Below are 25162 nucleotides of genomic sequence, written 5' to 3' on the forward strand. Positions count from 1 at the left end.
GCGTGCGTCCGGTGTGGGGGTTCAGGTCAGCAGCGACCAGGCGGTTGCGGCGACGCCGTAGACTGACAGGACGGTGACGATCGTAGCGAGGAGCTTTTCGCCCCAAGAGAGCGGCCGGGCTGGAGCCCGATCCTCGAAGTCGATCATCGCCATCAGCGGAGCGCGACGAACGCCAGCATGGCGTTCAACAAGACCGAGAGGCCCAGCAGCGAGGCGAGGACGTTGCGATTGCTCCGCTGACGGGCGGCGAGTTGGGCGGCGGCGTCAGCGTCGCGGGTGCGCTCTCGGGCGATCAGCGATGAAAGCGTCTCGGACAGTTGCATAAGGACGGTGCCTGTGGCGCCGATGCTGCGAAGGCCCTGATCATCGGCAGGAAGCGGAAGATCTGCAATCAGGCTTGCGGTGGAACCGTAGTCGTGGAGCAGGCAGATGACGGTGTCGACGTCCAAGTCGTCGCCCTCCGTGAGTGCCATCCGCTCCCTAGACGAATTGATCACGCGACAGATGGCATCGACGCCGGAGTGGGTATGGCCGCTCATGACACGACCAAGAAGGCCGGCGGTTCGTAAGCGCCGTTACGAAAGTGCTCGAGGATCGCCTCATAGCTTCCGAGTTCGCGGGCCTCATCGGCGCCGAGCACGACGTTTTGGTTGTCGTCTGCGGTAAAACTGTGCCGCTCACCCTGTCCGGTCCACACGACGACTTCTGCACCGAAGGATGCTGATGCGCCTGACCAGCGAATGTAGGGCAGGTCATTTGCGCAGCAGAAGTCCTCGACGTCGACAACCTCTCCGTTGAGAACTTCCTGAGCGAACAGTCGAAGCGGTTCGTCTTTTGGGAACTGATTATGATCAAAGAGTTCGCCGCCCCACTCCGTGGAGAGACGTTCGACCTGCAGCACGGAAACGAAGTCGTCGACAAGTTTGGCGGGCAGGTGCCCGCCTATGGTTATCGATACGGAGACGCGGTCGCCCATGGGATTATCTCCAGCGGGAAGTGGCGAACTGGTCCCGGGCGCGAACTGATCGTCCCCTTGCCAGCACGTCATACCGCGTACCCCCTTCTCTTTTATCTCCGAGTCTTGCGGGGCATGTCGGGGGCTGCAAGCCGTTTCTGCAAAAAAGGGACGACGCGTCAGCGTCGCCCCAGGATGGCACATGGGCGGAGGCTGTTACCCATGAGCCTGCCCGGTCGCGGGGGAGTAGCGCACCGGTGAAGCGGGGCCGGCGCTAGCGCGCCGGCCGAACTTGTTAGGCGTCGACCGGTTCACGGCGACGACGGCCGCGGGCAGGCGGGGCGTCGAATGGAGCGGTGGTTTCACCCAGGCCGTCTTCGGCACCCGCACCGGCACCGGCGAGATCGCCTGCGGCGGGGCTGCCGTCGGCGCCGAACGGCGGGGCGAGATCGTCCTCGCTCGCCTTGACGCCGAGCGCGGTGCCCACGTCGCGGCGCTTCTGCGCGCGCTGCCACACCAGGTTGTAGGACTCGTCCTCCTGCCGGAAGGCCGAGATCTGCAGCGGCGCGGGCAGCGACGGGTCGTCGATGCGGCCGTTGAGGAACGCCTCGCCGGTGTTGTTCGAGACCAGCTCGAACAGCGCGCCGACCTGCACCCAGGTCTTGTTGGCGGTCAGCGCGTGGATCTCGTAGCGCGGTGCGCGCGGGTTGGTGGACTGCACCGGCTTCAGCGCGATGGTCATCGCAACCGCCAGGGTCGAAACCCGGCCCATGTAGATGCCAGCCGCGTTCTGCTTGATCGAACCGATGTTCATGACGACGTCTCCTGTGCGTCTCTGGACCCCTTGTCCTGGACACCTTTCTCCATCCCACTCCTCTCCTCGGCCCCTTTCAGGGCCGAGCAGGGCGCGTCAGCGCCCATCATCGGCGCGCTCTTCGCGCGGCGATGGGCGATTAGGGCGGGTCAGACCGTTGCCGATTGCTCGGTCTACGTCGTCAATCAGCCTAGCCGCTATGGTGCGCGCATAGCGGGCGAGTTTTGGCCAGTCGTGTCGACGGCTGTGATGGAACCCGCCATTCATGAAGTGGGGGTGGATGATGCCGATCAGAGCACGCACCCGTTTTCGCACGGCAAAGCCGTAATCGGCTGCATGATCTGCGGCCTTTGCCAGATCGTGACCGATGTAGTCGCGGTTCCAGCGGTCGCTAACGCCAGCGGCGATCAGCGCCGCTTTTAGCGCCAACTCGACAGATATCGCGACCATATGGAGGTGTTCATCAGAAACGTCCCGATCGGGGCTATGAAATGGTGCCCGTAGGAAGCCGCGAGCGTTGGCCAGTAGCAGTGCTGCGGTGGGCTCGGCGGCGTGGATTTCGTCTGACATGGCTGAAATCGCTCCGTCGTCTTGGCCGCATCGCGGTGGGGTTGGGGCAAAGCGGCACGCGGATGATCACGCGGCGTCGCAGTGTGGTGTTCAAAGATCGAGACATGGCACCGGGAGGTGAGCGCCGTCAGGCGATCGGTTCGATGTCGCGTAGCTCGACCATCTCGATCTTCTGGGTGCGCTCGCCTCCAACGGGGTCGAGGAAGACGTAACATCGGTCCGCGAAGCTGCTGCTGCAGAGGCGCCAGACGACGCCGGTCCGCCCAAGGAACCGCTCCGGGCCGAACTGAGAGTCAACGGCGCCGGGCGCATCCACAATGCGGACGCGCTGTCGTACCCGGAGCCAGTTCGCGGCGGCGCGTATGATCGCGCCGCGCTCTTCGTGGGACAGGAAGGCTGGGCGGTCGGCGCGAGGAGGGCCGAAGGTGGCGTGCGGGTCGCCTTTGATGCGTTCCAGCTTTACGGCGATCGGCTCGGGTTCGCGGCCCACCTTCGGTCCTGGCGCATGTCGGTGGTAGTGCGTTACGGTCGGCGCGCCGAAGAGGTCCGCCTGGAATCCCGTGATACGGATGGACGCCTGTTCGCGCTGGTAGTCGCGGCGCCAGTGATCGTCTTCGGTGAGCGGGCGTGCCGCCTCGGGGGTGGAGCGAACGATGGCCATGAGCTCGCCGAACTCGGCTTCCGAAATGTTCGCGACGATGGGGTTGTAGGGCATGGGTCCCTTCCAGCCGTAACCGGTGATCAGCCCCGGCCAAGCGCGTAGCTGGCCAGCTTCTCGCGGGCGGCGCGCAGGCGCACGATCGCGTGCTGGGTGAACAAGGCCATGGAGCTTCCGGGTTCGGCCGTGTCGAGACGCTGTTGCAGCGCCGTGATCCGGTGATCGATGGCATCGGACGTCACGAGGAGATCGTCGAAGGTCAGGACGACAATCGTCTCCGAAGCGAACAGCGTGTGGGTCGGACCGGCGAAGTTCAGGAAATGGGGCGCCACGTCGAATTGGAAGCGAAGAGCTTCCTTCACGGCGTGGCTTATCTGGCCGGCGTCATGTGCGAGCTCCGCAAGCAACCCCTCGCGCGTCAGCGCGGGGATCGGCTTCAGCTCGCCGTGCGCGGTTGTGATGGCGATCGGGTCGTCGGAGGCGATGCCTACGACCCGTTCCGGGGCGACCACGAGGATGTCGCCTTCGCGAACATGCGGGTCGTCGAAGCAGGCATTGTAGGCGAGCATGCTCGTGCGGAAGTGGTGGACGCGGTGCATGACCGTTCCTTTCGATTCAGATGTGGGCGACGCCAGCGCGTCATGAGTAGGTCGGCCGGACCTCCGGAAAGCTCGCCGGCGGCAGGCCGGTGAAGGCCAGCGCGCGGTGGCGACCGCCCGTGTAGGTCACCGACGAAACCGGCGTGCGGTGGCGCTGCAGGCGCTCGAGAAGGCGATTGGCGCGCTGCTGCGAACGGATTGCCTCGGCCTCGTCGAAGTAGAGCCCGATCACGCGCACGAACGTGCCGGTATCGTACCACCAGCCGCCCTCCTCGGGGCCGCCATATTCCCGGTCGGTGTCGTAGAAGGCCAGGATCGTTCGCATGGGAGGCTCCTCGATTCCTCCGGCCAGAGCAGCCGGTATCGCTTCTCCCGCTCCCCCTCCCCATCGGCCTTGGGCGTATCATGCACTGTACCGCGCATTGCACTGCAAGTGCATTGCGGGTGGTACGAAGCCGCTATGCGGCCTGCAGATCGAGCGTGCCCATCAATGCCGTGGCAGCGCCGAAAATCCGAAGGGTCGTTGCAATAGTCGAGCGTAGGCGAGCCTTGCTCGAGACGACGATCTCCGGGCAGAGAGGCGAGCCGTCGGCGCTGGCGTATCCCGTCGCGAGAAGACCGGCAGCGGTTTCGACCCGGATCAGGTGACCCCCGCCCGGGGCCGGTCCGACGTGCCTCGCGGTGAACTCGCCGAGACTTCCTCGCAGCCCTTGGATGACCTTGCTCCAACGGATATGTCCTGCTGCCATGTTCGCATCGGCTCCATGGCCTCGATCGAGCCATGTCCGCAGGTGTGCGCGCTGCTGGAGCCGCGTGTTGCGGGTCCTCTCCATGGTCCGGCAGAGCGGGAGGGCGTCGGCCACCTGGTCGAGAAGGTCGAGGGAGCCCTGCTGAAGCGCTATCAGGATGTCGTCGAACTCGCGGCCAGCAAGAGCTTCGCGGAGTTGTCGTCCGGCTCCCACGACGTCGAGGGCAGCCTCCGGCTCGTGCAGGTCCGATCGGCGTTCGGTCTCGGCGAGCATGAAGCCGCAATTGGCGAGGATAATGATGGTCGCCGTCTCGGCGCCCGGCCGGGCATGGATCATGTCCAGGAAGTTCCAGGCTGCACCGGCTTCGCCGATCGTGTCGGCCTCGTCGAGGATCACGAGGCGGCGCGACCAGCGTGTTGGGCGTGGTTCGTCGCTCGGCTTCGGCCATGTGCTCGGCAATGGCCGACCTTGGGGTGATATCGACGGGGCCGCGGGCGGGAAGTTGCTCTCTCGAAGCAAGGCGAGGTTGGTGCGACGCGCGGCGTCGAACAGGTCCGTCCGGTCACCCCCACCATCGGTGAAGCCCTGATCATATGCTCTGCGTCGGACGGCGATCGGCTCGGTCGAGGGGATGCCGTCGGGATAGTGATGGAACCAACCGACGTGGGCGGCATACCAGCCATCGGCGTACCGGTTGGCGACGTCCCAGCTATAGCCGTATTGGCTGCGGCCGCGCAGGACCGCGATGTCGCGGTCGTTGCCCTTGCCGTGGCGGACCTGATCTTCGGTGAAGGCGAAGTTGGTCGCTTGGCGCTCCCTTTCGGCAGCGTCCCGGATCGCGTCGTTGATCGGGCGCATCGCGGCGATGCGTTCGCGGCCTCGGTTCATGCGCTCTGCGAGCGGTGCGTCTGCGGGCAGGTCGGGGAAGCTCCGCCATGCGGCGGCGATCGCTTCGGCGTGTTCTGCGGATCTGCCCCTGCCTCGCCAGGTGCTGGGGTCGGTCGGGTCGAAGTCCTGAGACATGGGCGGCCTCGCGGATGGTGGCGGAGCGCCCGCTTCTCGCGGTCCGGGCGCCATTACCGGATTAAAGGTTGAGCGGCGTCGGCACGGCGAGCCATTCGGGCTCGTCGTTGGCGATCGGCTTATCGAGCGCGGCGGCGTCGGCTTCCGAGAACACGGTCGCGGTCGCGAGTGAGCCGAACCCATCGGTGTTGTTCCAGAAGGATAGTCCGTGCTCCCGATCCCGTGTCGCCAGGACGAAGCCGTCCACGCCCTCGTGTGGACCGGCCTCGATCCGCTTGAAGGCGTGTTCAAGGATCGACTGGGTGCTGTGCCACTGGATGCCGGCCGCGGTGATGATGACGCAGCCGCCCCCGAACTCGCCGACCCGAAGCCGGTCGCAGTCGTAGGACCAGGAGAACCCGCAGGGCAGCGCAGACTTGCAGGCCCGGAAAATGAGGTTGGCGACTTGATCGATGCCGAATTGATCGCCGCTGAAGGTTACGCGGACATGGTCAGCGGTCTCGGCGTCCTCGATGTCGATATGGGCGTCGAGGTACGGGAAGTTGCGATCGTCAAAAAGCTCGAGGAAGCCTTCGAACCGGCTATCGCCCTTCGGCGGGAAGACGGTGCGGAAGCGTTCGTCGAGTGTTTCATACGCGGCCGCGAGGTCGGCGTCCTCTCCGTTGGTGTCGAGGAGGTCGACGGCCTTTTCCGCCTCGCGCAGAAGCGCGGCGTCCTCGCGGGACATGAGCAGGGCGAATGCCGCCTTGGTGAAGCTGTTGGACATGGTGCTCTCCGATGATGTCGGGGGTTGCTGTCAGGCGTTCGCGGCCTCGGTCAGTCGCGCAGCTGCGATCGCCGCCTCGTCGGGGAAGGCAGCGGCGAGATTGCTGTGCAGGGCTTCGAAATCGGGGATCGGGAATCGTCCGTCCGGCCCCGGCCGGGTAACGTGAAAGGCGCTGATCAGGATCTCGACAGGGTTGCTCCGGACCATGGTGGGGGTGGTGTCGTCGTAGTCGACGGGCGCGCGAAACCCGGCTTCGAGCCAGGTGCCCAGCCCTTCTTCGACGGCTACCGCATATTCGCGGACGGCTTCATCCAACTCGTTCTCGACGTGGAGGACCAGCGAGACATAGCGACCGAAGTCATGATTGTTCGACAGGCCGGTCAGCCGGCAGCCAGGAGGCGGAGCGCCGTAGCGGGCGATTATCGCGTATTTGTACGCGAGCACTTCGAGCTTGTTGAGGGTTTCGAAGTTCGGCGTCTGGCCGAGCTGCGCGCATGGTTCGTTGGCGGGTGTGCCGCCAATGTCGACGAAGTAGGGCATGGGGATCTCCAGCGGTCCCGCTTGGACCGCTCGATCCCTTCCCCTCTCCTTCGCCCGCTCCCCGTCCAGGCGGTGCGTCTGCGGTGCGTCGGCCTCGTTCTACCCCTTGGGGAACAGTCGGCGCTTGACCTCGGCCTGGTGCTCGCCGTCGGACCTGCCGAGTGTCTTCATCCGATCGGTCTCGAGGGTCGCTCCCAGTTCTGCCGGCAGGCTCGCCCAAGGGCGGGCGGCCGCGATCGCGTCGGCTGCGGTCGGCAGCTCGCGGAGGTCGGTGCCCCTCCAGAAGAGGATCTCGTCCTCGCCGGCCATCTCCGGGTCGGGTCGCATGACCTGGACGAAGAAGGTGTCCAGGGGTCGATCCCATCCGATGGCGACGGTGTTCTCGCCTTGAAGGCCGGTGAAGACGTGTCTGCTCATGAAAGTCACTCCCGCTCGGGCGATAACTGCGTCGTCCAGTTCGTTGATACGGTCAGAGGGTTACCCAGGCCAATTGCCACGGCCGAGGCCCGGGCTCGAACCGGACCACACCGACGATGTCTTCGACGCCCATCGCGACGCATCCTTCCAGCCACGTGACGTAAGATGCAGACTCCGCGAGGTCGGCGTCCAGGAGATCGTCCAGCATCGAGGCCTCGCGCGCGGTCTGCTCGGGGAGTGCATCCCAGTCCAGTCCGTCAAGGAACCGGCTGCGCCGCTCCATGAAGCGGACCAACCGGTGTTCGTCGTGCTTGGCGATGGCAATGGCCTGTTCGATACGCATGGCTCGTCTCCTCCAATGGACACGAGCTCTCCTCCCCCTCTCCTACCCGTCGGCACGACGGGTCAGGCTCCTAGCTGCTCCCGCAGGACGTCGGAGCGGATCGGATAAGCCAGTCTGGGCAGCGCTCCGCCAGTGCGGCGTGCTTTACGGGTGAGCTCGAAACAGTAGGTGAAGAGCGGGCTCTGGCGGGCGCTGGTCAGGATATGCGCCTCGCGGCATCGATCTAGCCAAGCGCGGGGATGCTCCATCGGCCTCGGGCGCGGCGCTCCGAGGCGGACAAGCTGGTCAATCGCGCCGGCATGGCCGCTTTCCAGGTTGCGGATCTTGGACAGCGTCCGGTCCGAGATGGTCTCCCCGGCGATGCGGAGCACCTGCCGCGGCCTCGTTCGCCCGCGATAGGCCCCTGACAGGGCGGCATAGACGCCGCCACAATGGCCGAAGGCTGGGTCCGAAAAGCTGACGACGGCTTCGATCCGGGGTCGCATGAGGCGCAGGAGACGGAAGGCTCGTGAGGCGAAGAAGCTTTCGCCGTTCGCCGCGACGCTGGGCAGGCATAACAGCCGCTGCAGGACGCAGCCCTGGGCAGGATCTCTGAACCCGGTGTGGCGGGTGATCACGGCTCCTGTCGCCGGCACCCCGAAGACGATAAGCCCAGATAGAGCAGGCCTTCCGGCTGCGCCTGGGCCGAACAGCCCTACGGCGACCTGTGCCGCGGGGTAGCGCGGAAGATAGTGGTGGTCGGAGATGAAGGCGCGCGCGGTCGTGTGGTCGACGATGTCGACGGCGTAGCGGCTTGGGTCGATCATGGTGTCGCCGGAGACGAACAGGTTGCGCCGGTCCCGCCAGCGCTGGGTTCGGTCGGTCAGCATGACGGGTCGCACCGTCGCGTCTGCGGCCTCGTTCGTGGGCGGGGACGGTTGAGACACCGGGCGATGTGGCCTGCATAGACTCCGACGGCCGACCAATAGGCTGCGAGTGGCGGCTTGTGCGTCCGCCAGCTTTTCTCGGCACGTTGACGCGCGTCCAGCTGCAGGTCGAGCAGCACGAGGCGGAGCGCCTCCTGGGCGGCCGGTTCGAGATCGCGAAGCGCGGCGATCGCCGGCAGGCTGAGGATCGGATTGCGGACGTCGGCGCGTGCCGAGCGATCGATCACATGAACCATGTGTCGATCCCGTCGAGATCGAACGCCGCCTGGCGGTTGTCGATAGTGAGGGCCAGCGCGCCGGGCTTCACCCAGATCTCGCGAGGCGAAAGCGTGAACCGCTCACCGGAGTCCGCAAGGAGCAGCGTTTCGCCGACGGTCGTGGCAATGCTGCAGGACGCGGGCGGCGGGATGGCGTTTCCGACCCATTCGCGCTTTTCGGCGTCGGACGTGCCGATCAGGTCGACATATTCGGTGGGATCGAGAATCCCCTGGATGACGAGGAGTTCGGCCGAGGTGAACGGGCGGTGCCATGTACCGTCGAGCGCGACGATGCGCGCGACCAGGCGATCGTCTTTTGCAGGGAGCGCCTTGGGGTAGCTCTGAGATGGCGCTTCGGCTTCGCGAGGGTCGGCGATCGACCAGCTGCCGTTGTTGTCCTTGGCGTGGCCGGGGATCGCCTTGGTGTGCTGAGTCCAGCCAACGATCCCGTAGTGGCTCTGCGAGAGGTAGTTCTGCCGGTCGCCGCGGGCCAGTCCCCTCGGCCTCGGGTCGGCAACCGACAGCGCTCCCGAGCCGACACGGTCGGAGCCGGTGACGGTAGGCGCGGCGGCGGTCGCCGGCACCACGCGCACCTTGTTCGCGTACTGGCCCATCTCGCCGGCCCGGTAGATCGGGTCGGCAACGACGAAGGCACCCATGCCGGTGGTCGACGCCCCAATCACCGCGTTCGCCGGGCTGTCATAAGGGCAGACCCGGTATTTGCCGTTGGTGTGGCGGCCTGCTCGCGCGCGCGGGTCATCTACGGCGCCGGCCTGGTCGGTGATCGCGACGATACGGAACGTCGCGGCTGTGGGGGAGCGGTGGGCTCGGGGGTCGGAGACGGCGTTTGGCCCCGACCCGACCCACATGTTGGCGGTGACAACGCCGGCGGGTCGATCCCAGGTGCGGACGCCGAGCTGCACGCTTGCGGGGTGACCATCGATGCGAGGATCGGCGACAGAGTGAGCGCCGGTGGTGGGCTTCGGAGATCCGGTCACCACTCCGGTTGCAGCGGCCCAGCTTACCACACCGAGAACATGCCGATGGGTAGCGGGCCCATAGGCGGGCGTCGGATCGGCAATCGTGAAGGTGAGGTCCGAGATGCCGGCGGTAGCGGCGGCGCTTCGGCCTCGGGCGCGGATGCACGGGTCTGCCACGCTGAGCGCTCCCCGGCGACGTGAGCGGCTCCGCTCACAACCCGGGCCGCTGCGTCATAGGGCGCGACCGACAGGAGGTTGGTGTGGGTTCCTGAGCGGTAGCCCGGCCGGGGATCTGCGACCGAGAAGCTGCCGTTGGTCGGGCCGCCACGGCTGCTGACCACGCCGACATGCTCGATCCAGTGGCGCACCCCGAGATACCCGCTCCCGTTGCGCGAGCAGAAGGCACGGGGATCGGCGACCGAGTAACGACCCTGGCCCGGCGCGCGGGCGCTGGTGACCAGCGGGCTGCGGTCTTCCCAGCGACAGACTCCGTAGGCGTTGTCGCGTAGCGGCACCTCGGGGCGTATCCCATAATCGCGCAGCAAGCCGTTCTCGACCGCGAGCTTGTTGAGCGATCGCCAGTCCGATCCGGCCTCGACAAACGCGAGCCTCACCCAGGTCTGCCACTGGAGCGACGGCACCCGGTGCATCGGCCCTGCAAGCGGATCTCCGGGCAGCGGCATTTGGCCGATGACCTCGCCCACGCCCCGCAGCGGGTATTTACGCGGCTGGTAGATGAAGGGAGGCACGCGTTCGGCGTGGCGCGCGATGAGGATGAAGCGCTTGCGGCTCTGCGCAAGGTGGCCGAGCTCGCCGCAATCATGGCGATCCTCGTTTACCGAGTAGCCATAGGCACGAAGCAGCGCGATGATCTGGTCGAGAAGCCAGCGGCCTCGGGTCTGGATCCGGGGGACGTTCTCGATGAGAATGATCCGGATCGGATCGTCCTTGTAGGCCTCGAGGGTGAGCCAGATGCCGCGTAGCGTGAGTGCGTTCAGCGCCTGGTACTTGTCCGTCAGGCTCTTGGCCTGTGACAGCAGACCGCTGAAGCCCTTGCAGGGCGGGCTGAGCAGCATGCAGGTGAGCGCGCCCAGGGCGGCGCGGATGTCTGCGGGGACGGCCTCGCGCCAGTCCCAGTCGGGTTCGCGTCCGTGGAAGGCGCGATACTGGTCGCGGCTGAAGAGGTCCATGACCGTGCCGGGCACGCCGGTGAGCCGCTCGAAGTTGCGGATGGCGCCGGGATCGACGTCGATTCCCCCGGCGCACTCCCAGCGCGCGACCATGTTGCCCACGCGCGGGCGGGCCTGGTTGAAGCCCTTCGCGCCGGCACCGATGCCCGCAAAGAGGTGCCCGTGGCGGTAAACTCGGGTGATGGTAGACTGAAGCATGGGGCCTCCGGATGGTTGTCTGGGCGCAGGTCGCCCGCGCCGCTCACCTCCTCGATCCCCCTTCCCTCTCAGGCCGCTTCGCGGCGCTCGTTGAAGAGATCGGCCGCCCATGCCTCGACCCATCCGGCGGTGATTTCGTCGTGGTCGAGGTCGCCGCTCTCGATCAGGTCGCGGATCTGCTGGCGGGCGAGCGTGATCGCGTCTTCCCATGGGTCGACCGGGCCCGGCGATGGCGGAACCGCCTCATCGGCCTCGGGCAGGAGCCGCGAGGGAGAGGCCGTGCGGGCGCATTGCTGGCGATACCAGCGCTCCAGATGGTCGGCGACGAGGAAGTCTGTCTTTCGGACGCCACGCCGATGGGCGTCGTGGCGTGCTGCGATCCCGTAAGCTTGGGAATCGATGGAGGCGACCCAGTGTGCGAAGGGGGCGAGGTACGGGAGGGCGTCGCCCTTCACGCCGAAGGCGTGCAGCCTGGCGCCGATGGGGAAGTCGCGGCTGAGCCGCTCGACAATCGCGATCAGGCCCTCCGGTCCGTGGATCGGACGGCGGCACATGCTGCCGATGCCGACCACGGTGCCGGGGAGGATCAGATCGTCGAGCTTGTCGAGGCACCGCAGGTAGTCATCCGGGGTGCGGCCCTGCAGGACCGGCATGAACCTTTCGCGGATGCCAAGGTCAACGGCTCGCGCGTGGCACTCGCGGTTTGTCGCGATCGTCCGGGAGATCCTGTCGCGGACTTCCTCCCGGTCGTGGGCGCATTCGACCTCGCAGCAATAGTCGGCGCTGGCGACGCGGCGGAAGGGGTAGGACGCTGCGAGCGCCATGTAGTCGTCGATCGACCATGGCATACCGTTGTACGCCACGGTCATTGTGTAGCCGGCGGAATCGAGGTCGATGCTGGCCAGGTCGGCCACGTTCGCCAGCGTGCTGGTCCGCCAGCCTGTCCAGTCGCGCCAGCCATCGGCCTTGCGCCACCTCGACAGGCAGTTGGCCGAGATCAGAACCGGCGCGCGCAGTGCGACGGCCCGCTCGAGGAGCGCTCCTCTCGCGAGGTGCGGCAGTCCGACGATGATCTCGATGCCAGACGGTGTGATGGTCGCGCAGGGGTTGGCGACCGCGCCCATCACAGGTCTTCCCGCAACATCATGGTGAGCACGCGACGCGTGATGCTGGCGTCGGCGGGATCCTCGGAGCCCCATTCGAAAGCCTGATCGTAATAGTCGATCGTGAAATAGACCTGAGTGTCGTCGACGGTGAACTCGCCGCGCTCGCGTAACGTGTCGCCTTCGGCAAACTTATAGCGTCGTAGCTCCTGCAGGAGTCGCGCCTGTGCGATTGCTTGGGACGCCACGCTGTCGGTCGAAAGGGCTGCCAGGCAGGCGCGCGTCACGGTGACGCGCGCTGTCCGGTCGAGCCCTTGGCGGCAACGATCATTCAAGCGGCCGATGGCTTCGCTGCGGGTGCTGGTCACGGTATCGATCATGGCGATGTCCTTTCGCCTGAGGGTTCGTGGTCAGGCGGCGAGCGCGTGCGGTGCGCTGCGGCCTTGATCGGGGAAGGCGGCGTGGAAGCGGTCCAGCCAGCTGGCGAGTGTCGGCCGTTCGCCGATCGGGATGGCACCTGCGACGTCCTGGAATCGGATCAGCTCGGTCGGCGCGTCGCGGACGATGCGATCGACTTCGTCGGCAGGCAGGAGACGCTCTTGGCGGATGAACATCGTCATCGACCCGGGGCGTGCGCGGGTACTGCGTCGCCAGAGTCCCTCGACCGTGTGGAGCCGCGGTGCCGCTCGGGCCTCGACCAGAACGATCAGGCGGAGGCACCATGTTGGCAGCTCGCGGATCTCCTGGGGCGAATTGGCGATGCACACCCAGCACGCCGATTTTGGCGGAACGGGAAGGCCCTCGGCCTCGATCCGGCGAATGCAGGCACCGCGGTCCCAGCCCCATTCGCGCAACGGAGACTGGCAATCATAACGAGGGTCGTCGATTGAGAGCGCGTGGTTGGCGCGCTTGGTATCGCGCGGGCCGGCATCGTACCCGATCAGGCGCACGACCCGTTGGCCGCGCTCCCATGCCTCGATCGCTGGCTTCCACTTGGCCAGGTAGGCGTCCTGCGGCGCTTTCTTGTATTTGAGGCTGCAGCTCGACCCGCCCAGTGACTTGCTCGGGAGCGTCGCGTTGGTCAGGCACATCTCGAGGATCCCGTAATACGGGGGCCAGTGCTTGAACCGCTTCGGGGTGTAGGAAACGAGCTCGAACGGGATGCCGCGGTCGCGCATCCACGGCCGGATCACGTCGAGATAGGCGTAGGTCGCCGGCTTCTCGACGCCGGTGTCCGCGCTCAGGCACAGGTCCGGCGCTTCGCCCCGGGCGTGCTTCTCGATCAGCAGTGCGGTGCTATCGACCCCGATCCCGTAGGCGAGCACGACGGGCGGCGGCGGGATCACGATGCGTCTGCCAGGATGGGCGTGATCGCGATAGTCAATTCGCCGCTGGTGACGGTTATCGTGACGGCGCGATCGTCCGGAACCAGGAGCGAATAGCCCGAGAGGAGGTCGCGGAGGCGTCGTTCGAGCGCGGCATCCTGACCCTCAAGCAGCCGAACCATGCGCTGCGCGGCGTCGCGCTGGAAGCGTTCCTGCTGGGTGTCGTAGCTGTCGGCGTCGCTGTCCTCGTTCGCCGAGAAAGCGGCGCTTTCCAGCAGGTCGGCGACGTCGAGCGCCGAAACGTCGCAACCGCGGCGGACGAACACCGCGGTGTCCAGGGCGGGGTAGTAGAACTCCGAGCTGGTCCCGAACGCGACGTCGGCATCGCACGCGACCTCGACTGACGCGCCAGCGTGCGAGAGGGTGGCGTTGAGGGTGATCGAGTCCGCCCAGCCGTTTTCGGCCTCGCACGGCGGCTCGATCGTGTCGGATACGGTGAAGCGGTGTTCACCCTGTACGATGTCGAAGGCCAGCGTCTCGATGCGCGCCAGGGTGTCGTACCAGCCATAGCCGGCGAAGGCGTCCTTAGCCTCGACCAGCGGGCCCCCGAACGGGTTGTGGGCGGTGATCGCGCGTTCGGCGGGCTGGGCGATCAGCGCGTCGAAGTCGGGCATCAGCACCATCGACGCTCCGGCCTTCCGTTCGCCGGTCTCGTAATTGCGCGAGGTGTCCGCAGCCGGTGCTACCCAGGCGAACAGGTACGGCTCCGCCTCCGGGAGCACGATCCCGAGGTCGCGGGCCTCACACCATTGGTCGAATGCCAGGCGGTGGCATCCTCTGGCCGCAATCGCGCGGTACAAAGCGCAATGCACCGCAAGTCGGAGCGCTGCGATCCCGTCGTTCTCGACGACTTCCTTGCGAGCGGGGAGCACCAGCTGGATGCCGGGAGCGTTGACGATGTCGACGCGGGCGATCCAGCGGCCGCCCCGGTCGACTTCGTGCAGGTGCGGCAGCCTGCAGGGTATGGTCACCCCATGGAAGTTGAGGTTCGGGTCCGTCACCGAGTGGTGGTTGGTGGCGACGTTGAAGATCCCGATGCGGGTGCCGTTCCCGGTTTCGACGTGGACGGCATCGGCCAGCCAGTCGTTCTGTTCCTGAGCGGTATCGTTCAGGGTCACGGCGACGGGAAAATGGCGGGACGCCTTGGCGACGTCGCTCTCGATCGTCTTCACCCATGCCTCGGGCATGCGGACGGTGATCGATGTCCCGTAAGGGATCGGGTCGGAGGAGATCGCGATCGGCCGGCTCGTCTCCCAGGCCATCGCCGGGATGTGGGCCATCCAGCCTTGGCGGTCAGGCTGGGAATAAGAGCGGATGATCACGTCTCTGCCGGCGAGGCTGAAGACGCCCATTCCGGCCGGGTCCTCGGCGCGGCGCGTGTCATCCGACCATCCGGATCGGCCGAGGGTGACGATCGACGCGGGATCTGCGATTCCATGGCCGTCGTCGACGACTTGCAGGTAGGTGGCGTCGCTTGCCGTGATGACGGTCACAGCGACCAGGGTCGCGCCGGCCCTGCGTGCGTTCTGGAACAGCTCGCAGACGACGTCATAGGCGGTGTTGTTGAACAGCCGAGTGACCTTGGTGATGGTCTCGGGCGCGACGGCCGTCGCGATCATGGCGGGGATCATGGCAGGCTCCTGAAGCTGGCGTGATCATCCACGCCCGCCTTCCCGCTCCCCCTCCCCTTCGGCCTTGGTCGTGACGGGCAGTTCCAGATCGAGTTCAGGTTGCTGGTCGTCGGCCGGGGGCGCATCCGCGTTGGGAACCCATCGTTCGATTGCATCGCCCTCGCGTTCGCAGCGTTGACAGGTGGTGGAGTCGTAGGTCGACAGCAGCGACCGTTCCTGCCGGTCGCGATCCCAGACCGCGGCCGCGTCCTTGACCAGGTCCGCGCTCCCGCAAACGTCACAGATCGGCGTGACAGGGTTCCGGTTCACGGGTTCCATGGCATCGGCGGTGCAGACGCTCCAGTCGCCATAGAACTTGCCGTCATGCGGCAAGCAATCGCCGGCGAGTTGGATGGCATGTTCGCCGAGCCCGTCGTGGAAATGGATTTCCGCCTGGGGGAAGAACTTTTCCAGCACCGCTTTCGAGCCGCGGATCTTCACCTCGCTGCCATAGGTAGTGTGGACGTAGCTAAGCGGGCCGATCGTCGGACCGGCAGCGCCCCAATTGCTCATGTCCTGATCGGGCGTGGCGCGGCCGTGGAAGAGGTAGAGATAGAGGCTCATGGCATGAACTCCGCAGAGGGGACGCGCGCGAGCGCAAGGCGCAGTGCATTTGCACCGCGAGCGGCTGTCGGTCAGAGGACCGCGATTTCCTTGGTGATCGGGGCGGTGCTTTCGACCTGCGTCGCACCAAGGCTGTCAAACGTCTCGACGTCTGACCGGTCGGCGTACCGATCCTTGGTCACGAGCCCGTAGATCGGGTTGCCGGCATAGCGGGCGAAGCCGAGGGCATCGACGCTCGCTACTCGCCGGAAGACGACACCCACCATGCCCGTGGGCACCCAGTCGGCCCAATCCCCGGAAGCGCTGGTCGAGGCGTATTCTCCGATCACGGCCTGATAGGCGGCGCGGCGGCGCAGGACGTGGCTTTCCGTCTGCGGAACCTCCTCACCTGTGAAGGCGGCGTAGCGGTCGGGATGCCAGGCCCGGACCGATCGCCGTGCGTTCTCGACCTGCAGTCCAATGCCGGCAGTCGGCAGGCGGCGGAACTCGGCCGCGAATGCGAGGAGGACGAGCGCCCAGTCGACATCCTCTTCGTAGAAAGGGTCGTCTCGGCGGAGCGCCTCGGGGACTGCCGCCTGGCGCTCGTCCGAGAGGACGTAGCCGCCATGATCGGCTGTTGTGACGTGCCAGACCCCAGGCAGGACCTGGTTGGTCGTGACGGACGCTCCCCATTTGGTGTCGAGGGGCGCAGCAGTGGCGGCGAAGCGGGTCATCTGTCGTCTCCTTCAAGGAACGACGAACCCCTCCTCCTCTCCTTCCAGCTTCAGGAAAACATCGGGCCGCGGGCGCGTTGTGCGGCTCCATGAACGACAAGACCGAGCATCCGATGAACGTCTGGCTGTTCGCCGGTTCGTCTGCCATCATGGCGCTCAGCGTCGACCGTGATGGCGAAGGGCTGCCGGGCGAACACGGGCCGTGGGTGAGGATCCGGCCGGTGACGCTGGAGCATGCAGACGAGGCCGAGGCTCGCGCGCTCATCCGGGAACATGGCTTCTGCTGCTTCGACGCGAGTCCCAGCAAGGCGGAGGATGCTATCCGATGCGAAGCTGATCCATGATCGCCGCCTCCAGGCCGTCGGCCTCGAGGTCCTCGCCATGGATGGTCACGACGGGGGCGATGCTCCGCAGCTTCTCGACTTGGCGAAGTTTGAGCCCAAGGCTGTCGGCATCACTCGCTGTGACGATCTCCAGGACGGCCTCCATCACCTCGCCGGTCGTGAAATCGCGCAAATCGAGAAGCATGTCCGGGCGCATGTCGCCGGCAGGCGTGGCGACGTCGAAGAGGAGCCGCTTGAAGCCGACCCCGATGCCACGGCGTCGCAGCCGGTATTGCAGGTCGAGCAGGCCGACGATCGTCTGGCGCTCGGCGACGTTGTGGATGGCGACGAAGTTTGAGGGGCGTGCGATCGGCTGGGCGTAGGCGCGCAGCGCGGCGTAGCCCTCGCGCGGGTTGTGCTCGCCGACCACGGCCAGAACGAGGTACGGAGCGCCGATCTGGCGCTGGTGGATCCCGATATGGCGGATTCGGTTCTTGACCTCGAGTTCGCGGCCTTCGGCGAGCGTGATCGTCGTTCCCGATATATCGACGGCGTAGAGGAGCAGGAACGCCTGCGGCGCGTGGCCGCTGGGCCATTTCTTGGCCGCATCTCTCAGCTTGGCGAAGACGATCCCCCGATCATAGGGGTCGATGTGCGTGTAGAAGTGCCGGGCAAGCGGGACACCCGGCGCTATTTCGACGCGCTCGGCTGCGCGACGCATTGCGGCGAACTCGCTCGCCATCGACGTGGTACGCGGCTCGCCGGCTTCGAGCGGCTCGACGGCATTGACGTGAGCCATCTCCATCAAGAGCCACAGCAGGCGCGCCAGACGCGGAATGGCGACACCGCGGGTCCGATCGTCAGGCTCGGTTTCCTCGGGCAGTTGCGCGAGCTTCTCGGGCGCCAGCCGGTGGGCGGAGAACATGCCGTCGGGCTCGTTGATCGTGCGCGGAGTCGCCGTGGCCTTTTCGCGGATGCGAGGCGGTGCCTGTTCCCGGTAAAACGGGCAGTCGAGGTCGTGTTCTGGACGGCGCTGGCGGACGCTGGTCAAGCGGCGCAGATAGTAGGTCTCCGCCTCCGACAGGTAGGCGGGCGACAGCAAGGGCGGCGGTTCAGTATCGCCGAGGCAGCTGCAGGCGATCCATTGGTGATGGTCCCGGGCCTTCACAACCATGATGACCGACGCACGATGGTCGCTGTCCTCGCCCTCGCCGGTGTACCAGCGAACAAGGGCCTCGCGCACGACGTCCGGAACGGGCGTGCGTTGCTGCAGTCCACGGGTATCGCGCGGGACCAACCACATGGGGAACTCTATACGATATTATACTTGCAAGGTCCACGTTGTTCACGGTACGTTCACCCGCAAGGAGAAGTCTGCCATGAAGACCGATTGCATCGAAGCCTTCGACCTCGATCTAACCCTCAAGGACGCGTCCAGCGATCCGAGCATCCGGCCCACTCGGCGGATGATCGCGGCCGCATGTATCGGTCTCGGTCCGGAGGACGCCTATTACTCGGTGCGTGAGTTGCGCGAGGCAGTGGAGTGGATCCACGAGGGCGAGCCTGCCGGAAAGCGCAAGCTGACCACCATCCTTTCGAACCACTGCGACGACTTTCAGCGGTGCATCTACTACGCGCTCGCGGGCAAGGGCATCGTCCTGGTCCTAGACGATCTGCAGTGGCTGGAAGGGGTGCTACAGGCGCGTGGCAAGCTCGCCGGCGAGTTGCTGCGCGGCAAGCGTCCGATGCTGCCGCTGGTGTCGCCCTATGTCGCCTCTGAGCCTGACGGTCCCGTGGGGAGGTTCGACGTCGACTTCGAGATCGGTCCGTCGTGGTCGTTCGACCCCGGCCCGGATTACGAGGCCTTCGATCGGGTCGTCGACCCGAAGCTGTCGCTCTGACGGCAAAAGAAAGGCGGCCCTGGCTTGAGCCGGGGCCGCCCGTCTTGTTCGGGGGGTGTAGGTTCAACGCCGCTCGCAGGCGAGGCGTTCCCCGCGACGCCATTTCTCCGGCTCGATCCATTCGCCTGAGTGAATGCCTCGTCGGTGGCGACGCGCATCCTCGAACACCTCGACGTAGCGGGTCGCCCGCTCGGGATCGTTCTTCAGGTATTTCGTGGCCGGCACGGCGAACCCTTGGGAGATCAGTTGCTCTCCAAGATCCAACCCGTTCACGCTGACGATCGCGACGGGACGGCCGTAGCTGCTGCTCCCGACAAGGCTGATCGTTGCCTCTCCGCTCCTGAGCATGCGTGCGGTCGCGTCCTGGGCGACCTTGCCGCACGGGTAGCAGGACCCCGATCGCTCGCACTGCTGCTTTTTCTCAACCGAATCCGCGCCCGAGAAGCGGAAGTCTATCGAAACGGTGTCGCCGTCGAGCGCGCGGGCATCGCCGCGGACCTCTGGTTGGGCGATCTCCTGCCCGGGGCTGGCGCTGCACGCTGACACGGTCACCGAGAGGAGTAGCAAGAGCGGCCTCATGCGAGGCGCATCTCGAGCTCGACCTCGGGCCCGTCGACGCTTTCGGCGACGACCCGGAGGGGCTGGAGGGGGTTGCTGGTCCGAAGGATGGAGACACAGTCCAATCCGTCGTCCATCATGCGTGCTGCCACGCGCTGGGCGTTCTCGCGGCTGCAGAGCGTTCGGCGCTTCGCGCTCAAGGGCGAATGGTCGTGGAGGGCGATCATGGCCATGATCCTGGTTTGGGTGAGCTTGTTGATCAAGCGAACACGGTCTTGTGAACCTTCGTCTCGGGGACGATGATCCAGGCCAGCTGGCGGAGGCCACTGAGCCTGTAGCCGGGGTAGCTGCAGCCGGGCTTTGCGAGCCCGATCTTGCGGCCCCGCCTGTGGACGATGAACTCGTCACCTTCGTAGCCGTCGGTGAACTTCACCGGGGAGGGAAGACGGATACGCATCCCGTGCTCCAGCGGTCGCGACGCGCGCGCAAGGTTATCGATGCAGCGCCGGCGCCAGTTGAGCGCGGAGGGATCGTCGGTGTCGCCGAGCAGAGCCAGGATGCGCTCCGGGCATTCGGCTTCGGACGGTCCCATGTGCTCCGTCATATCCTTGAAGCCGAAGACGTAGCCCTCCTTGTCGCGAGGGTTCCACTTGACCAGGCAGACGACGGCGAAGGTCGGCTCGTCGACCCCATCGGTACTCGGCACCGCGGCCGCATAATAGACTTGGTTGCGGAGGCAGGAGGACGCGACGATCCGAAGCGCCCTGCCCTTTCCGGCGTCAGCCCGTCGGTCATAGGTGAATTGGGCGTCGAGATAGGCCTTCGGGGTCGTGTGCGGGTGCATCGACGACAACGGCATGGTGAGCCAGCCCATGGTAGATCCTTTCCAGGTTGGGCCGCATCAGAGGCGGCGTGGGTCAAGACGGTCGGCCAGCGCCGGATCGTCGGCGAGCCGCTGGTATCGGCCCATGATGTCCGCGATCTCGACGGACACTCGCTCGTCCGGCAGTTCGTCGGTAATTTCGAGCAAGAGCGGGATCGGGTCGACCATGGCCTCGGGGAACACTGTCGACAGGACGGCCGTATCGATCCTCGCGGCCATCAGATGAATTGCCCTTGCCTGCAGGGACTTCTCCCGGCAGGGCGGCATGGCCAGCCACGCAATCGGAGCGATCACCTCGCTTATCCTGGCCAACAGACCTCGCCCGTGGCCGAAGTCGCTATGGTAGTGGATCTGGAACACGCGTTCCGGCGAGAGGGCGGCGAACGAGGCGTAGAGCCGGTACTGGTATCGAGGGCGAGTCCCCGTCACGCGGACGCGGGTGGCGAGCAGTTCCATCCCGGGTCAGCCGAACAGGGTCACGCGTTCGGCCGAAGTGGGTGCCAGCCGCAACTCGCGGCGCACCCGTTCGGCAAAGCGCTCGGGGTTGAGGAGTTCGCGGATCGCTGCGAACCGGCGTCGATCGCCAAGATGGTCGTCGCGGCCCCTGACGCGTCGGAACGAAACTTCGTAGTCTGGTCCGAGCGCTCCCAACGAGAGCTGAACCCAAACTTCCTCGCCGTGGAGCGTGATCTCTCCGGAAGCGGCCGGACCCGACCGGTTCGATCGGATGGAATAGCTGTCGTCGGGAAGGCAGAGGGCAGCGGCCAGCTTGTGCATCGCGCGGCGGCCATCGGCGTGGAAGAGGTCCTTGGCGGCCGCATCATATGCCACGCCCCGGATTGCCAGCGTCAACAGGGCGGGGAAGCGCTGCAGCTCGGCGATGCTTTCGGTAGCCCGGCGCCGCAGGATGGCGTCGTCGGGCATGCTCTTGGTGAGCGTGCCGAGATGACGCGCGAGCAGGATTACCGCAGCGTCTGCCTCCAGGCTGACGCCCGCGTTGCGGCAGTCGTCGATTGCGCGCGACAGTGCGTGAAGGCCGCTGGTGATGGTGGTCAGCGCACTGGGATCGAGCGCCTGCTGGTGGCGGAAAGGCACGTCGTAGGGCATGGCGGTCTCCGGGTCCTGAGCGCGTCTCGCGCTCACCATCCCGCTTCCCCCTCCCCTTCCCGCCTTCAGAGCATCAGGCCCGTTGGATCGGAGGATCGCGCCGCTGCCGCGAACCCCCGCTCCCAGGCGGCCGCAAGCCGGGTTCCTGCTCGGTAGCCGCAGCCGTTACCAAAGACGTAGCAACGCCAGCCCGCCCGCTCGGCCTGCCAAACCGGGTCGGGTCGGGTCGGGCCGAGCAGCTGCATGAGGTCGAGCTTCACGATTGGGCCTGTTCGGATTGCGCGATCAGCAGATCGACCGCTTGCTCCACAGCCGTCTCATCGTCGTTCACGACACGAATGCCCGGACGGGTGCGGCGCACGGCGTCGGCCACGGCGCTCATCGAACGCCCTTTCAGCGGGTAGCCGAACACCTTGCCGTCATCGATCACGACCAGCTGTTTCTTGAAGGAGCGACGGAGCCGCTTTGCCTCCTCGGTCTTCGTGATCAGCGCCGCGACCTCGAACTCGAGCGTGTGCTCGAGAACGGTGTCGCCGAAGTGCGTGGGCTGCCGATTTGCGGCGAGCCAGGCGTTGACCGACGCCTCGCTGACAACGCCGACCTGATGGAAGTCGTCCGCGGCGCCATGGCCTCGGTTGGACGCCAGGAACGCGCGCGCGCCATCTACCCAGATCTCGGCGGTATAGCAGGTCGTCTCCTCGGAGAGGGCGTTGACGACCTTCAGCTTCTTCAGCTCGATACGCATGGTTGCGTCTCCTTGCACGGGGGATCATGCGGCGAGCGCCTCGGGCTCGTGCCACTCTGCCGTCTCGTCGTCGGCCGGGGACGCGCTGGCGGGCCGCGCAAGGTCCCTCAGGTAGTTGAATGCCTGCTCGGCCTTCGACGCGGCCTTGATGATCGCGCTCGAGTCCGATTTCAGGATGCGAAGCCAGTGCTCGATGTAGCTGGCGTGATTGTCATGCAGGTCGCCGGGCAAGCCCAGCTCGGCGCAGACGAGGCATTGCCCGATCGACGCTACCAGTTCCTCGAACGCATAAGCGCTGTCGCCAAACTTCTTGCCGAACTCGCGTGCAAGACGCGACGCCGCACCCGACCAGTGGGTGTATTCGTGCCCCAGGGTGCTGGCGTAATGATCGTCCGACCGGAACGCACCGCGGTTCGGCATCTGGATGTAGTCGCCGATGGGCGAGAAATACGCCTGGTCGCCGCCATGCCGGACTGTGCCCGGCAAAGCCCCGAAAAAGGCATCGATCGACGCGCGGTGTTCGGACTCGACCCGCGGCTGTGGCGGCGCGACGGTTGGATAGTAGTAGGTCGGCAGCCCGTCGATCTGATCGACGTTGAAGACGATGTAGGACCGCAGGAAGCGAATGTTCTTGGTCGGCTCGGTGCCGGTGACGCGGTCCGTTTCGGTCTTTGAGAAGCTGGAGAAGTACACGCTCAGCGAGCCGCGCTCGCCGCGCCGGACCTGGCCGCCCAGCTCTTCGGCCTGGCGATAGGTCATCCAGGTGCGGCTGTTGTAGCCACGAGCGTCGCCGATTGCCCACAGGTAGAGGGTGTTGATCCCCGTGTAGGGCGTACCGCAGTGACGCAGCGGTCGGCCGCCTGCTCCGGTCAGTCCCCAAGGACGTGACCAAGGCAGAACGCCGGCTTCGAGCTTCTCGATGATCAGGTTGGTAATTTCGGCGGCGACGTCGCGGCGTGGCGCGTCGGGCTTGCGGCGAAAGGTCATGGCGATAACTCCCCAAGGGGCGGCGTGGCGCCCTCGCGAAAAAGAGCGGCCGTCCCATCGGAGCGGCCGCAAGGTTGCCCAGGAGACAGTCGGGCGGGGTTATTCGGCTGCGACGAGCTCGTTCTCGTCGTTCACCGCGCCGGCATCCGCGTCGGTGTCGTCGGTGTAGTCGTTGACCTCCTCGCCGGACAGGTCGTGGTCGTCCGATCCGGTGCCGCTGTCGTCGTCACCGAGCCCGGTGTCTTCGACCAGCTCGGCCGTACCAACGGCGTCGAAGCGCATGGCGTCGGGCACCCATGCGAGCGCCGCCTCCTTGGTCTCCGCCTCGGTGATCGCCTCGCCGGCGAACAGCTTTTCGCAGCTCGTCGATATCTCGCCCTTCTTGGAGCCAAGATAGCGGGCCGCCAGAGTGGCCCCCCCACCTCGGTGAGGGTCGCCAGCAGCGTACCCTTCGAGACGCGGTCGAAGAAGTTCTCGCAGGTCGGCCGCCACCACTTGGCGACGTCGATCTCCAGGATGGAGGCGAGACGGGCGTGAAGCGGGTTGGTCGTGACCGCGCCGTATTCCTGCTTCGCCTCAAGCGAGTCGGCGACCATGATGGCGAGCCAGGCCGCCTTGGCATCGTCGGAAAGCGCGCGGAACGCCTCGAACCGCTCGACCGGCGAGGCCAGCTCGGTCCAGCTGGTATCCAGCCCTTCGCGCGCCTCGGCGATCGCGATCCGAGCCTGCGTGGGCGCGAACTCTGCCGGCATCTGCGGATCGTTCGGCCGGCCCGCAGTGATGGTCGTGCCGGAACGCCCGTAGTTGCGGGTGCGGTCGACCATGGCGAACAGCGCATAGTCGAGCGCGAGCCCGGGATCGCCCAGGATCGAGGCGGCGAGGATGTCGCGTCGTTGGACCGCGAGCTCGTCGTGGAGGCGAGCGCTGAGCGGCTTTCCGCCCGGTGCGACGGCCTCGGGCGGCAGAGAGGTGGTGTCGCGGCTCGATCCTGCCGGCTTGCTGTCCGCCTCGTCGCCCGGCGCGCGCAGCGGCGCTTCGCTGTAGTAGGTGGTCTCGAGCACGAGCTTGCCGGTCCGGTCGAGCATCAGGAACGTGCCGACCTGCCCCTTGATCTCGTCGGGCAGCACCGGCGGCTTGTTGTGGAGGTTCTCATATTCCTGCTGGAGCTGCTCCGTCTCGGTTTCGAGCGCGCCGTAGGCGGCATCGTCGAGGCTCTCGTCGTTCATCTCTTCGGAGATGGCCTCGATCCGCTCGGAGATCTCAAAAGCGCGGACTTCTTCGGCTTCGCTGAGCGGTGCGGCCGCCAGTGAAACGCGGTGGAGGTCCGCTGTTGCACCATAAAGGTTGGTCGTGACGATCGGTCGGATCCAGGCGAGCCCCTGTTCCTCACCGAGACGCTTGGCCTCGGCTTCCATGATCGTGCCGGCGAGCGACTGCGCGATCTCGGGATCCGACCAGCGGTCGCCGTCCTCGTTGAACAGTTCGCGCTCGATGCGCCCGCCAGCGGCGACATAGGCGTCAGCGCCGACCAGGATCGCGACAGGGTCAGTCGCCTTCATGGTGTCGTTCGAGATGGCGCGGCGGATCTGGTCGGCGTTGATGTAGGCGCTGTGCCGATACTGGGCGAAGACGCGCTCCTGCTTCGCGCGGTCCTCGGTCGAACCATAGGCCTTCGCCATGTCCAGGGTGATCTCGCCGTTCGCCAGCGCCTCGAATACCGGTTCCGCGAGGTTGGCGAGCCGGAGGCGACCCTCGATAAAGCGGCGGGTCTGGCCGAAGCGCTTGGCAACAGCATCGATGTCGCCGTCCGATTGCAGGAAGTGCTGGAACGCGCGGCACTCCTCCGCCGGCGTCATCACCTCGCGCTGGAAGTTCTCGGTCAGCGAGAGCTCGCGCAGGTCGTTGTCGTCACCGACGACGATCTTGACGGGCACGTCGTAGTCGGCCGCGACGATTTCACCCGCCTCGGCGAGCATCATGGCTCCAAGGAAACGGCGTTCGCCGGCGATCACCTCGAACGAGCCGCGGGGTTTCGACGGCGTGACCAGCAGGTTCTGGATGATGCCGCGCGCCCGGATGCTGGCGGCCATGGCGGGGATATTCTTGGGCTGCGTCGTGCGGACGTTCTTCTCGGACTGCTTCAGCTTCGCGAGTTTGACGGTCTGGGTCATTGCCAGTCTCCTGAGCGTGGTTGGTGTCCGACGAAATCCCTCGCCGAACACCCTCCCCGCACCCCCT

The 25162-nt window shown here is 66.2% G+C and carries 34 protein-coding genes; 2 read left to right on the forward strand and 32 right to left on the reverse strand.

The features are described from left to right. Window positions 1-21 precede the first annotated feature (21 nt). The 23 genes from H5J25_RS21235 to H5J25_RS18970 all read right to left on the reverse strand — a co-directional run bounded on the left by H5J25_RS21235 (window position 22) and on the right by H5J25_RS18970 (window position 16420). Window positions 22-153, reverse strand: coding sequence for a hypothetical protein (locus H5J25_RS21235; protein WP_263973988.1), 132 nt, complete (start codon window positions 151-153; stop codon window positions 22-24). Next, window positions 153-539 (reverse strand): hypothetical protein, encoded by a 387-nt coding sequence (locus tag H5J25_RS18865; protein ID WP_202096585.1) that lies wholly within the window; start codon window positions 537-539, stop codon window positions 153-155. The genes H5J25_RS21235 and H5J25_RS18865 overlap by 1 nt, the downstream gene beginning before the upstream one ends. Beyond that, window positions 536-976, reverse strand: coding sequence for a hypothetical protein (locus tag H5J25_RS18870; RefSeq protein WP_202096586.1), 441 nt, complete (start codon window positions 974-976; stop codon window positions 536-538). Before H5J25_RS18870 ends, H5J25_RS18865 begins: the two co-directional genes overlap by 4 nt. Window positions 977-1250: 274 nt before the next feature. After that, complete coding sequence (locus H5J25_RS18875; RefSeq protein ID WP_159513379.1) at window positions 1251-1769, reverse strand: DUF736 domain-containing protein; 519 nt, start codon at window positions 1767-1769, stop codon at window positions 1251-1253. A 96-nt stretch (window positions 1770-1865) separates the two neighbouring features. Next, a complete protein-coding gene (locus tag H5J25_RS18880; RefSeq protein WP_202096587.1) occupies window positions 1866-2339 on the reverse strand; it encodes a hypothetical protein in 474 nt (157 codons plus the stop codon). Between the two features lie 127 nt (window positions 2340-2466). After that, a complete protein-coding gene (locus H5J25_RS18885) occupies window positions 2467-3054 on the reverse strand; it encodes a hypothetical protein (RefSeq protein ID WP_202096588.1) in 588 nt (195 codons plus the stop codon). 26 nt (window positions 3055-3080) lie between these two features. Then, window positions 3081-3596: a hypothetical protein gene (locus tag H5J25_RS18890; protein WP_202096589.1), complete on the reverse strand. Its 516-nt coding sequence runs from the start codon at window positions 3594-3596 to the stop codon at window positions 3081-3083. A 40-nt stretch (window positions 3597-3636) separates the two neighbouring features. Further along, window positions 3637-3921: a hypothetical protein gene (locus H5J25_RS18895; protein ID WP_202096590.1), complete on the reverse strand. Its 285-nt coding sequence runs from the start codon at window positions 3919-3921 to the stop codon at window positions 3637-3639. Between the two features lie 133 nt (window positions 3922-4054). Then, window positions 4055-5233, reverse strand: coding sequence for a hypothetical protein (locus tag H5J25_RS18900; RefSeq protein ID WP_225883576.1), 1179 nt, complete (start codon window positions 5231-5233; stop codon window positions 4055-4057). A gap of 196 nt (window positions 5234-5429) precedes the next feature. Next, window positions 5430-6134 carry a hypothetical protein gene (locus tag H5J25_RS18905; RefSeq protein ID WP_202096592.1) on the reverse strand — a complete coding sequence of 235 codons (705 nt, stop codon included), beginning with the start codon at window positions 6132-6134 and terminating at the stop codon, window positions 5430-5432. 30 nt (window positions 6135-6164) lie between these two features. Continuing rightward, on the reverse strand, window positions 6165-6674 hold the full coding sequence (locus H5J25_RS18910; protein ID WP_202096593.1) for a hypothetical protein: 510 nt from the start codon (window positions 6672-6674) through the stop codon (window positions 6165-6167). A gap of 99 nt (window positions 6675-6773) precedes the next feature. Then, window positions 6774-7091, reverse strand: a complete 318-nt coding sequence (locus H5J25_RS18915; RefSeq protein ID WP_202096594.1) for a hypothetical protein — start codon at window positions 7089-7091, stop codon at window positions 6774-6776. Between the two features lie 52 nt (window positions 7092-7143). Next, window positions 7144-7434 carry a hypothetical protein gene (locus H5J25_RS18920; protein ID WP_202096595.1) on the reverse strand — a complete coding sequence of 97 codons (291 nt, stop codon included), beginning with the start codon at window positions 7432-7434 and terminating at the stop codon, window positions 7144-7146. Between the two features lie 62 nt (window positions 7435-7496). Further along, the gene (locus H5J25_RS18925) at window positions 7497-8303 is read right to left on the reverse strand and encodes a Mom family adenine methylcarbamoylation protein (RefSeq protein ID WP_202096596.1); all 807 of its coding nucleotides are present in this window, start codon (window positions 8301-8303) and stop codon (window positions 7497-7499) included. After that, the gene (locus tag H5J25_RS18930; protein ID WP_159513391.1) at window positions 8297-8596 is read right to left on the reverse strand and encodes a hypothetical protein; all 300 of its coding nucleotides are present in this window, start codon (window positions 8594-8596) and stop codon (window positions 8297-8299) included. Before H5J25_RS18930 ends, H5J25_RS18925 begins: the two co-directional genes overlap by 7 nt. Next, window positions 8584-9540 carry a hypothetical protein gene (locus H5J25_RS18935; protein WP_202096597.1) on the reverse strand — a complete coding sequence of 319 codons (957 nt, stop codon included), beginning with the start codon at window positions 9538-9540 and terminating at the stop codon, window positions 8584-8586. The genes H5J25_RS18930 and H5J25_RS18935 overlap by 13 nt, the downstream gene beginning before the upstream one ends. 98 nt (window positions 9541-9638) lie before the next feature. After that, a complete protein-coding gene (locus H5J25_RS18940; protein WP_202096598.1) occupies window positions 9639-10985 on the reverse strand; it encodes a DNA cytosine methyltransferase in 1347 nt (448 codons plus the stop codon). Window positions 10986-11053: 68 nt separating this feature from the next. Continuing rightward, the gene (locus tag H5J25_RS18945; protein WP_202096599.1) at window positions 11054-12109 is read right to left on the reverse strand and encodes a deazapurine DNA modification protein DpdA family protein; all 1056 of its coding nucleotides are present in this window, start codon (window positions 12107-12109) and stop codon (window positions 11054-11056) included. Next, window positions 12109-12468, reverse strand: a complete 360-nt coding sequence (locus H5J25_RS18950) for a DUF3768 domain-containing protein (protein ID WP_202096600.1) — start codon at window positions 12466-12468, stop codon at window positions 12109-12111. Before H5J25_RS18950 ends, H5J25_RS18945 begins: the two co-directional genes overlap by 1 nt. 30 nt (window positions 12469-12498) lie before the next feature. Next, window positions 12499-13434 (reverse strand): hypothetical protein, encoded by a 936-nt coding sequence (locus H5J25_RS18955; RefSeq protein ID WP_202096601.1) that lies wholly within the window; start codon window positions 13432-13434, stop codon window positions 12499-12501. Continuing rightward, the gene (locus tag H5J25_RS18960; RefSeq protein ID WP_202096602.1) at window positions 13431-15104 is read right to left on the reverse strand and encodes an ATP-binding protein; all 1674 of its coding nucleotides are present in this window, start codon (window positions 15102-15104) and stop codon (window positions 13431-13433) included. Before H5J25_RS18960 ends, H5J25_RS18955 begins: the two co-directional genes overlap by 4 nt. A 24-nt stretch (window positions 15105-15128) precedes the next feature. Beyond that, the gene (locus tag H5J25_RS18965) at window positions 15129-15707 is read right to left on the reverse strand and encodes a hypothetical protein (RefSeq protein WP_202096603.1); all 579 of its coding nucleotides are present in this window, start codon (window positions 15705-15707) and stop codon (window positions 15129-15131) included. A gap of 71 nt (window positions 15708-15778) precedes the next feature. Further along, complete coding sequence (locus H5J25_RS18970; RefSeq protein ID WP_202096604.1) at window positions 15779-16420, reverse strand: DUF7007 domain-containing protein; 642 nt, start codon at window positions 16418-16420, stop codon at window positions 15779-15781. An 89-nt stretch (window positions 16421-16509) separates the two neighbouring features. On the opposite strand from H5J25_RS18970, the gene H5J25_RS18975 reads away from it, so the two are divergent. After that, window positions 16510-16764, forward strand: coding sequence for a hypothetical protein (locus H5J25_RS18975; protein ID WP_202096605.1), 255 nt, complete (start codon window positions 16510-16512; stop codon window positions 16762-16764). Here H5J25_RS18975 and H5J25_RS18980 read toward each other — a convergent pair. Further along, window positions 16739-18046, reverse strand: a complete 1308-nt coding sequence (locus H5J25_RS18980) for a hypothetical protein (RefSeq protein WP_202096606.1) — start codon at window positions 18044-18046, stop codon at window positions 16739-16741. The genes H5J25_RS18975 and H5J25_RS18980 overlap by 26 nt on opposite strands. A 76-nt stretch (window positions 18047-18122) precedes the next feature. On the opposite strand from H5J25_RS18980, the gene H5J25_RS18985 reads away from it, so the two are divergent. Further along, entirely contained in the window at window positions 18123-18644 is a 522-nt protein-coding gene (locus H5J25_RS18985; protein ID WP_202096607.1) for a hypothetical protein, read from the forward strand. Between the two features lie 63 nt (window positions 18645-18707). On the opposite strand, the gene H5J25_RS18990 is transcribed toward H5J25_RS18985, so the two are convergent. The 8 genes from H5J25_RS18990 to H5J25_RS19030 form a co-directional block, all read right to left on the reverse strand. Further along, the gene (locus H5J25_RS18990) at window positions 18708-19223 is read right to left on the reverse strand and encodes a thermonuclease family protein (protein WP_202096608.1); all 516 of its coding nucleotides are present in this window, start codon (window positions 19221-19223) and stop codon (window positions 18708-18710) included. Next, complete coding sequence (locus H5J25_RS18995) at window positions 19220-19465, reverse strand: hypothetical protein (RefSeq protein ID WP_318781375.1); 246 nt, start codon at window positions 19463-19465, stop codon at window positions 19220-19222. Before H5J25_RS18995 ends, H5J25_RS18990 begins: the two co-directional genes overlap by 4 nt. Beyond that, window positions 19462-20076: a DUF6927 domain-containing protein gene (locus tag H5J25_RS19000; RefSeq protein ID WP_202096609.1), complete on the reverse strand. Its 615-nt coding sequence runs from the start codon at window positions 20074-20076 to the stop codon at window positions 19462-19464. The genes H5J25_RS18995 and H5J25_RS19000 overlap by 4 nt, the downstream gene beginning before the upstream one ends. 27 nt (window positions 20077-20103) lie before the next feature. Next, window positions 20104-20541 (reverse strand): hypothetical protein, encoded by a 438-nt coding sequence (locus H5J25_RS19005; RefSeq protein ID WP_202096610.1) that lies wholly within the window; start codon window positions 20539-20541, stop codon window positions 20104-20106. Window positions 20542-20547: 6 nt separating this feature from the next. Next, complete coding sequence (locus H5J25_RS19010) at window positions 20548-21192, reverse strand: hypothetical protein (protein WP_202096611.1); 645 nt, start codon at window positions 21190-21192, stop codon at window positions 20548-20550. Between the two features lie 256 nt (window positions 21193-21448). Next, window positions 21449-21937 (reverse strand): hypothetical protein, encoded by a 489-nt coding sequence (locus H5J25_RS19020; RefSeq protein WP_202096612.1) that lies wholly within the window; start codon window positions 21935-21937, stop codon window positions 21449-21451. Between the two features lie 24 nt (window positions 21938-21961). Continuing rightward, the gene (locus H5J25_RS19025; protein WP_202096613.1) at window positions 21962-22924 is read right to left on the reverse strand and encodes an ArdC family protein; all 963 of its coding nucleotides are present in this window, start codon (window positions 22922-22924) and stop codon (window positions 21962-21964) included. Between the two features lie 131 nt (window positions 22925-23055). Continuing rightward, entirely contained in the window at window positions 23056-25095 is a 2040-nt protein-coding gene (locus H5J25_RS19030; RefSeq protein WP_225883577.1) for a ParB/RepB/Spo0J family partition protein, read from the reverse strand. Window positions 25096-25162 lie beyond the last annotated feature (67 nt).

This window comes from Sphingomonas aliaeris (genome assembly GCF_016743815.1).
Classification (GTDB): Bacteria; Pseudomonadota; Alphaproteobacteria; order Sphingomonadales; family Sphingomonadaceae; genus Sphingomonas; species Sphingomonas aliaeris.

Excerpts from the sequence above, each read along its gene's own strand:
- H5J25_RS21235 (WP_263973988.1), bottom strand. The coding sequence starts at position 153 with ATGGCGATGATCGACTTCGAGGATCGGGCTCCAGCCCGGCCGCTCTCT.
- H5J25_RS18865 (WP_202096585.1), bottom strand. The coding sequence starts at position 539 with ATGAGCGGCCATACCCACTCCGGCGTCGATGCCATCTGTCGCGTGATC.
- H5J25_RS18870 (WP_202096586.1), bottom strand. The coding sequence starts at position 976 with ATGGGCGACCGCGTCTCCGTATCGATAACCATAGGCGGGCACCTGCCC.
- H5J25_RS18875 (WP_159513379.1), bottom strand. The coding sequence starts at position 1,769 with ATGAACATCGGTTCGATCAAGCAGAACGCGGCTGGCATCTACATGGGC.
- H5J25_RS18880 (WP_202096587.1), bottom strand. The coding sequence starts at position 2,339 with ATGTCAGACGAAATCCACGCCGCCGAGCCCACCGCAGCACTGCTACTG.
- H5J25_RS18885 (WP_202096588.1), bottom strand. The coding sequence starts at position 3,054 with ATGCCCTACAACCCCATCGTCGCGAACATTTCGGAAGCCGAGTTCGGC.
- H5J25_RS18890 (WP_202096589.1), bottom strand. The coding sequence starts at position 3,596 with ATGCACCGCGTCCACCACTTCCGCACGAGCATGCTCGCCTACAATGCC.
- H5J25_RS18895 (WP_202096590.1), bottom strand. The coding sequence starts at position 3,921 with ATGCGAACGATCCTGGCCTTCTACGACACCGACCGGGAATATGGCGGC.
- H5J25_RS18900 (WP_225883576.1), bottom strand. The coding sequence starts at position 5,233 with ATGAACCGAGGCCGCGAACGCATCGCCGCGATGCGCCCGATCAACGAC.
- H5J25_RS18905 (WP_202096592.1), bottom strand. The coding sequence starts at position 6,134 with ATGTCCAACAGCTTCACCAAGGCGGCATTCGCCCTGCTCATGTCCCGC.
- H5J25_RS18910 (WP_202096593.1), bottom strand. The coding sequence starts at position 6,674 with ATGCCCTACTTCGTCGACATTGGCGGCACACCCGCCAACGAACCATGC.
- H5J25_RS18915 (WP_202096594.1), bottom strand. The coding sequence starts at position 7,091 with ATGAGCAGACACGTCTTCACCGGCCTTCAAGGCGAGAACACCGTCGCC.
- H5J25_RS18920 (WP_202096595.1), bottom strand. The coding sequence starts at position 7,434 with ATGCGTATCGAACAGGCCATTGCCATCGCCAAGCACGACGAACACCGG.
- H5J25_RS18925 (WP_202096596.1), bottom strand. The coding sequence starts at position 8,303 with ATGCTGACCGACCGAACCCAGCGCTGGCGGGACCGGCGCAACCTGTTC.
- H5J25_RS18930 (WP_159513391.1), bottom strand. The coding sequence starts at position 8,596 with ATGGTTCATGTGATCGATCGCTCGGCACGCGCCGACGTCCGCAATCCG.
- H5J25_RS18940 (WP_202096598.1), bottom strand. The coding sequence starts at position 10,985 with ATGCTTCAGTCTACCATCACCCGAGTTTACCGCCACGGGCACCTCTTT.
- H5J25_RS18945 (WP_202096599.1), bottom strand. The coding sequence starts at position 12,109 with ATGGGCGCGGTCGCCAACCCCTGCGCGACCATCACACCGTCTGGCATC.
- H5J25_RS18950 (WP_202096600.1), bottom strand. The coding sequence starts at position 12,468 with ATGATCGATACCGTGACCAGCACCCGCAGCGAAGCCATCGGCCGCTTG.
- H5J25_RS18960 (WP_202096602.1), bottom strand. The coding sequence starts at position 15,104 with ATGATCCCCGCCATGATCGCGACGGCCGTCGCGCCCGAGACCATCACC.
- H5J25_RS18965 (WP_202096603.1), bottom strand. The coding sequence starts at position 15,707 with ATGAGCCTCTATCTCTACCTCTTCCACGGCCGCGCCACGCCCGATCAG.
- H5J25_RS18970 (WP_202096604.1), bottom strand. The coding sequence starts at position 16,420 with ATGACCCGCTTCGCCGCCACTGCTGCGCCCCTCGACACCAAATGGGGA.
- H5J25_RS18975 (WP_202096605.1), top strand. The coding sequence starts at position 16,510 with ATGAACGACAAGACCGAGCATCCGATGAACGTCTGGCTGTTCGCCGGT.
- H5J25_RS18980 (WP_202096606.1), bottom strand. The coding sequence starts at position 18,046 with ATGTGGTTGGTCCCGCGCGATACCCGTGGACTGCAGCAACGCACGCCC.
- H5J25_RS18985 (WP_202096607.1), top strand. The coding sequence starts at position 18,123 with ATGAAGACCGATTGCATCGAAGCCTTCGACCTCGATCTAACCCTCAAG.
- H5J25_RS18990 (WP_202096608.1), bottom strand. The coding sequence starts at position 19,223 with ATGAGGCCGCTCTTGCTACTCCTCTCGGTGACCGTGTCAGCGTGCAGC.
- H5J25_RS19000 (WP_202096609.1), bottom strand. The coding sequence starts at position 20,076 with ATGGGCTGGCTCACCATGCCGTTGTCGTCGATGCACCCGCACACGACC.
- H5J25_RS19005 (WP_202096610.1), bottom strand. The coding sequence starts at position 20,541 with ATGGAACTGCTCGCCACCCGCGTCCGCGTGACGGGGACTCGCCCTCGA.
- H5J25_RS19010 (WP_202096611.1), bottom strand. The coding sequence starts at position 21,192 with ATGCCCTACGACGTGCCTTTCCGCCACCAGCAGGCGCTCGATCCCAGT.
- H5J25_RS19020 (WP_202096612.1), bottom strand. The coding sequence starts at position 21,937 with ATGCGTATCGAGCTGAAGAAGCTGAAGGTCGTCAACGCCCTCTCCGAG.
- H5J25_RS19025 (WP_202096613.1), bottom strand. The coding sequence starts at position 22,924 with ATGACCTTTCGCCGCAAGCCCGACGCGCCACGCCGCGACGTCGCCGCC.
- H5J25_RS19030 (WP_225883577.1), bottom strand. The coding sequence starts at position 25,095 with ATGACCCAGACCGTCAAACTCGCGAAGCTGAAGCAGTCCGAGAAGAAC.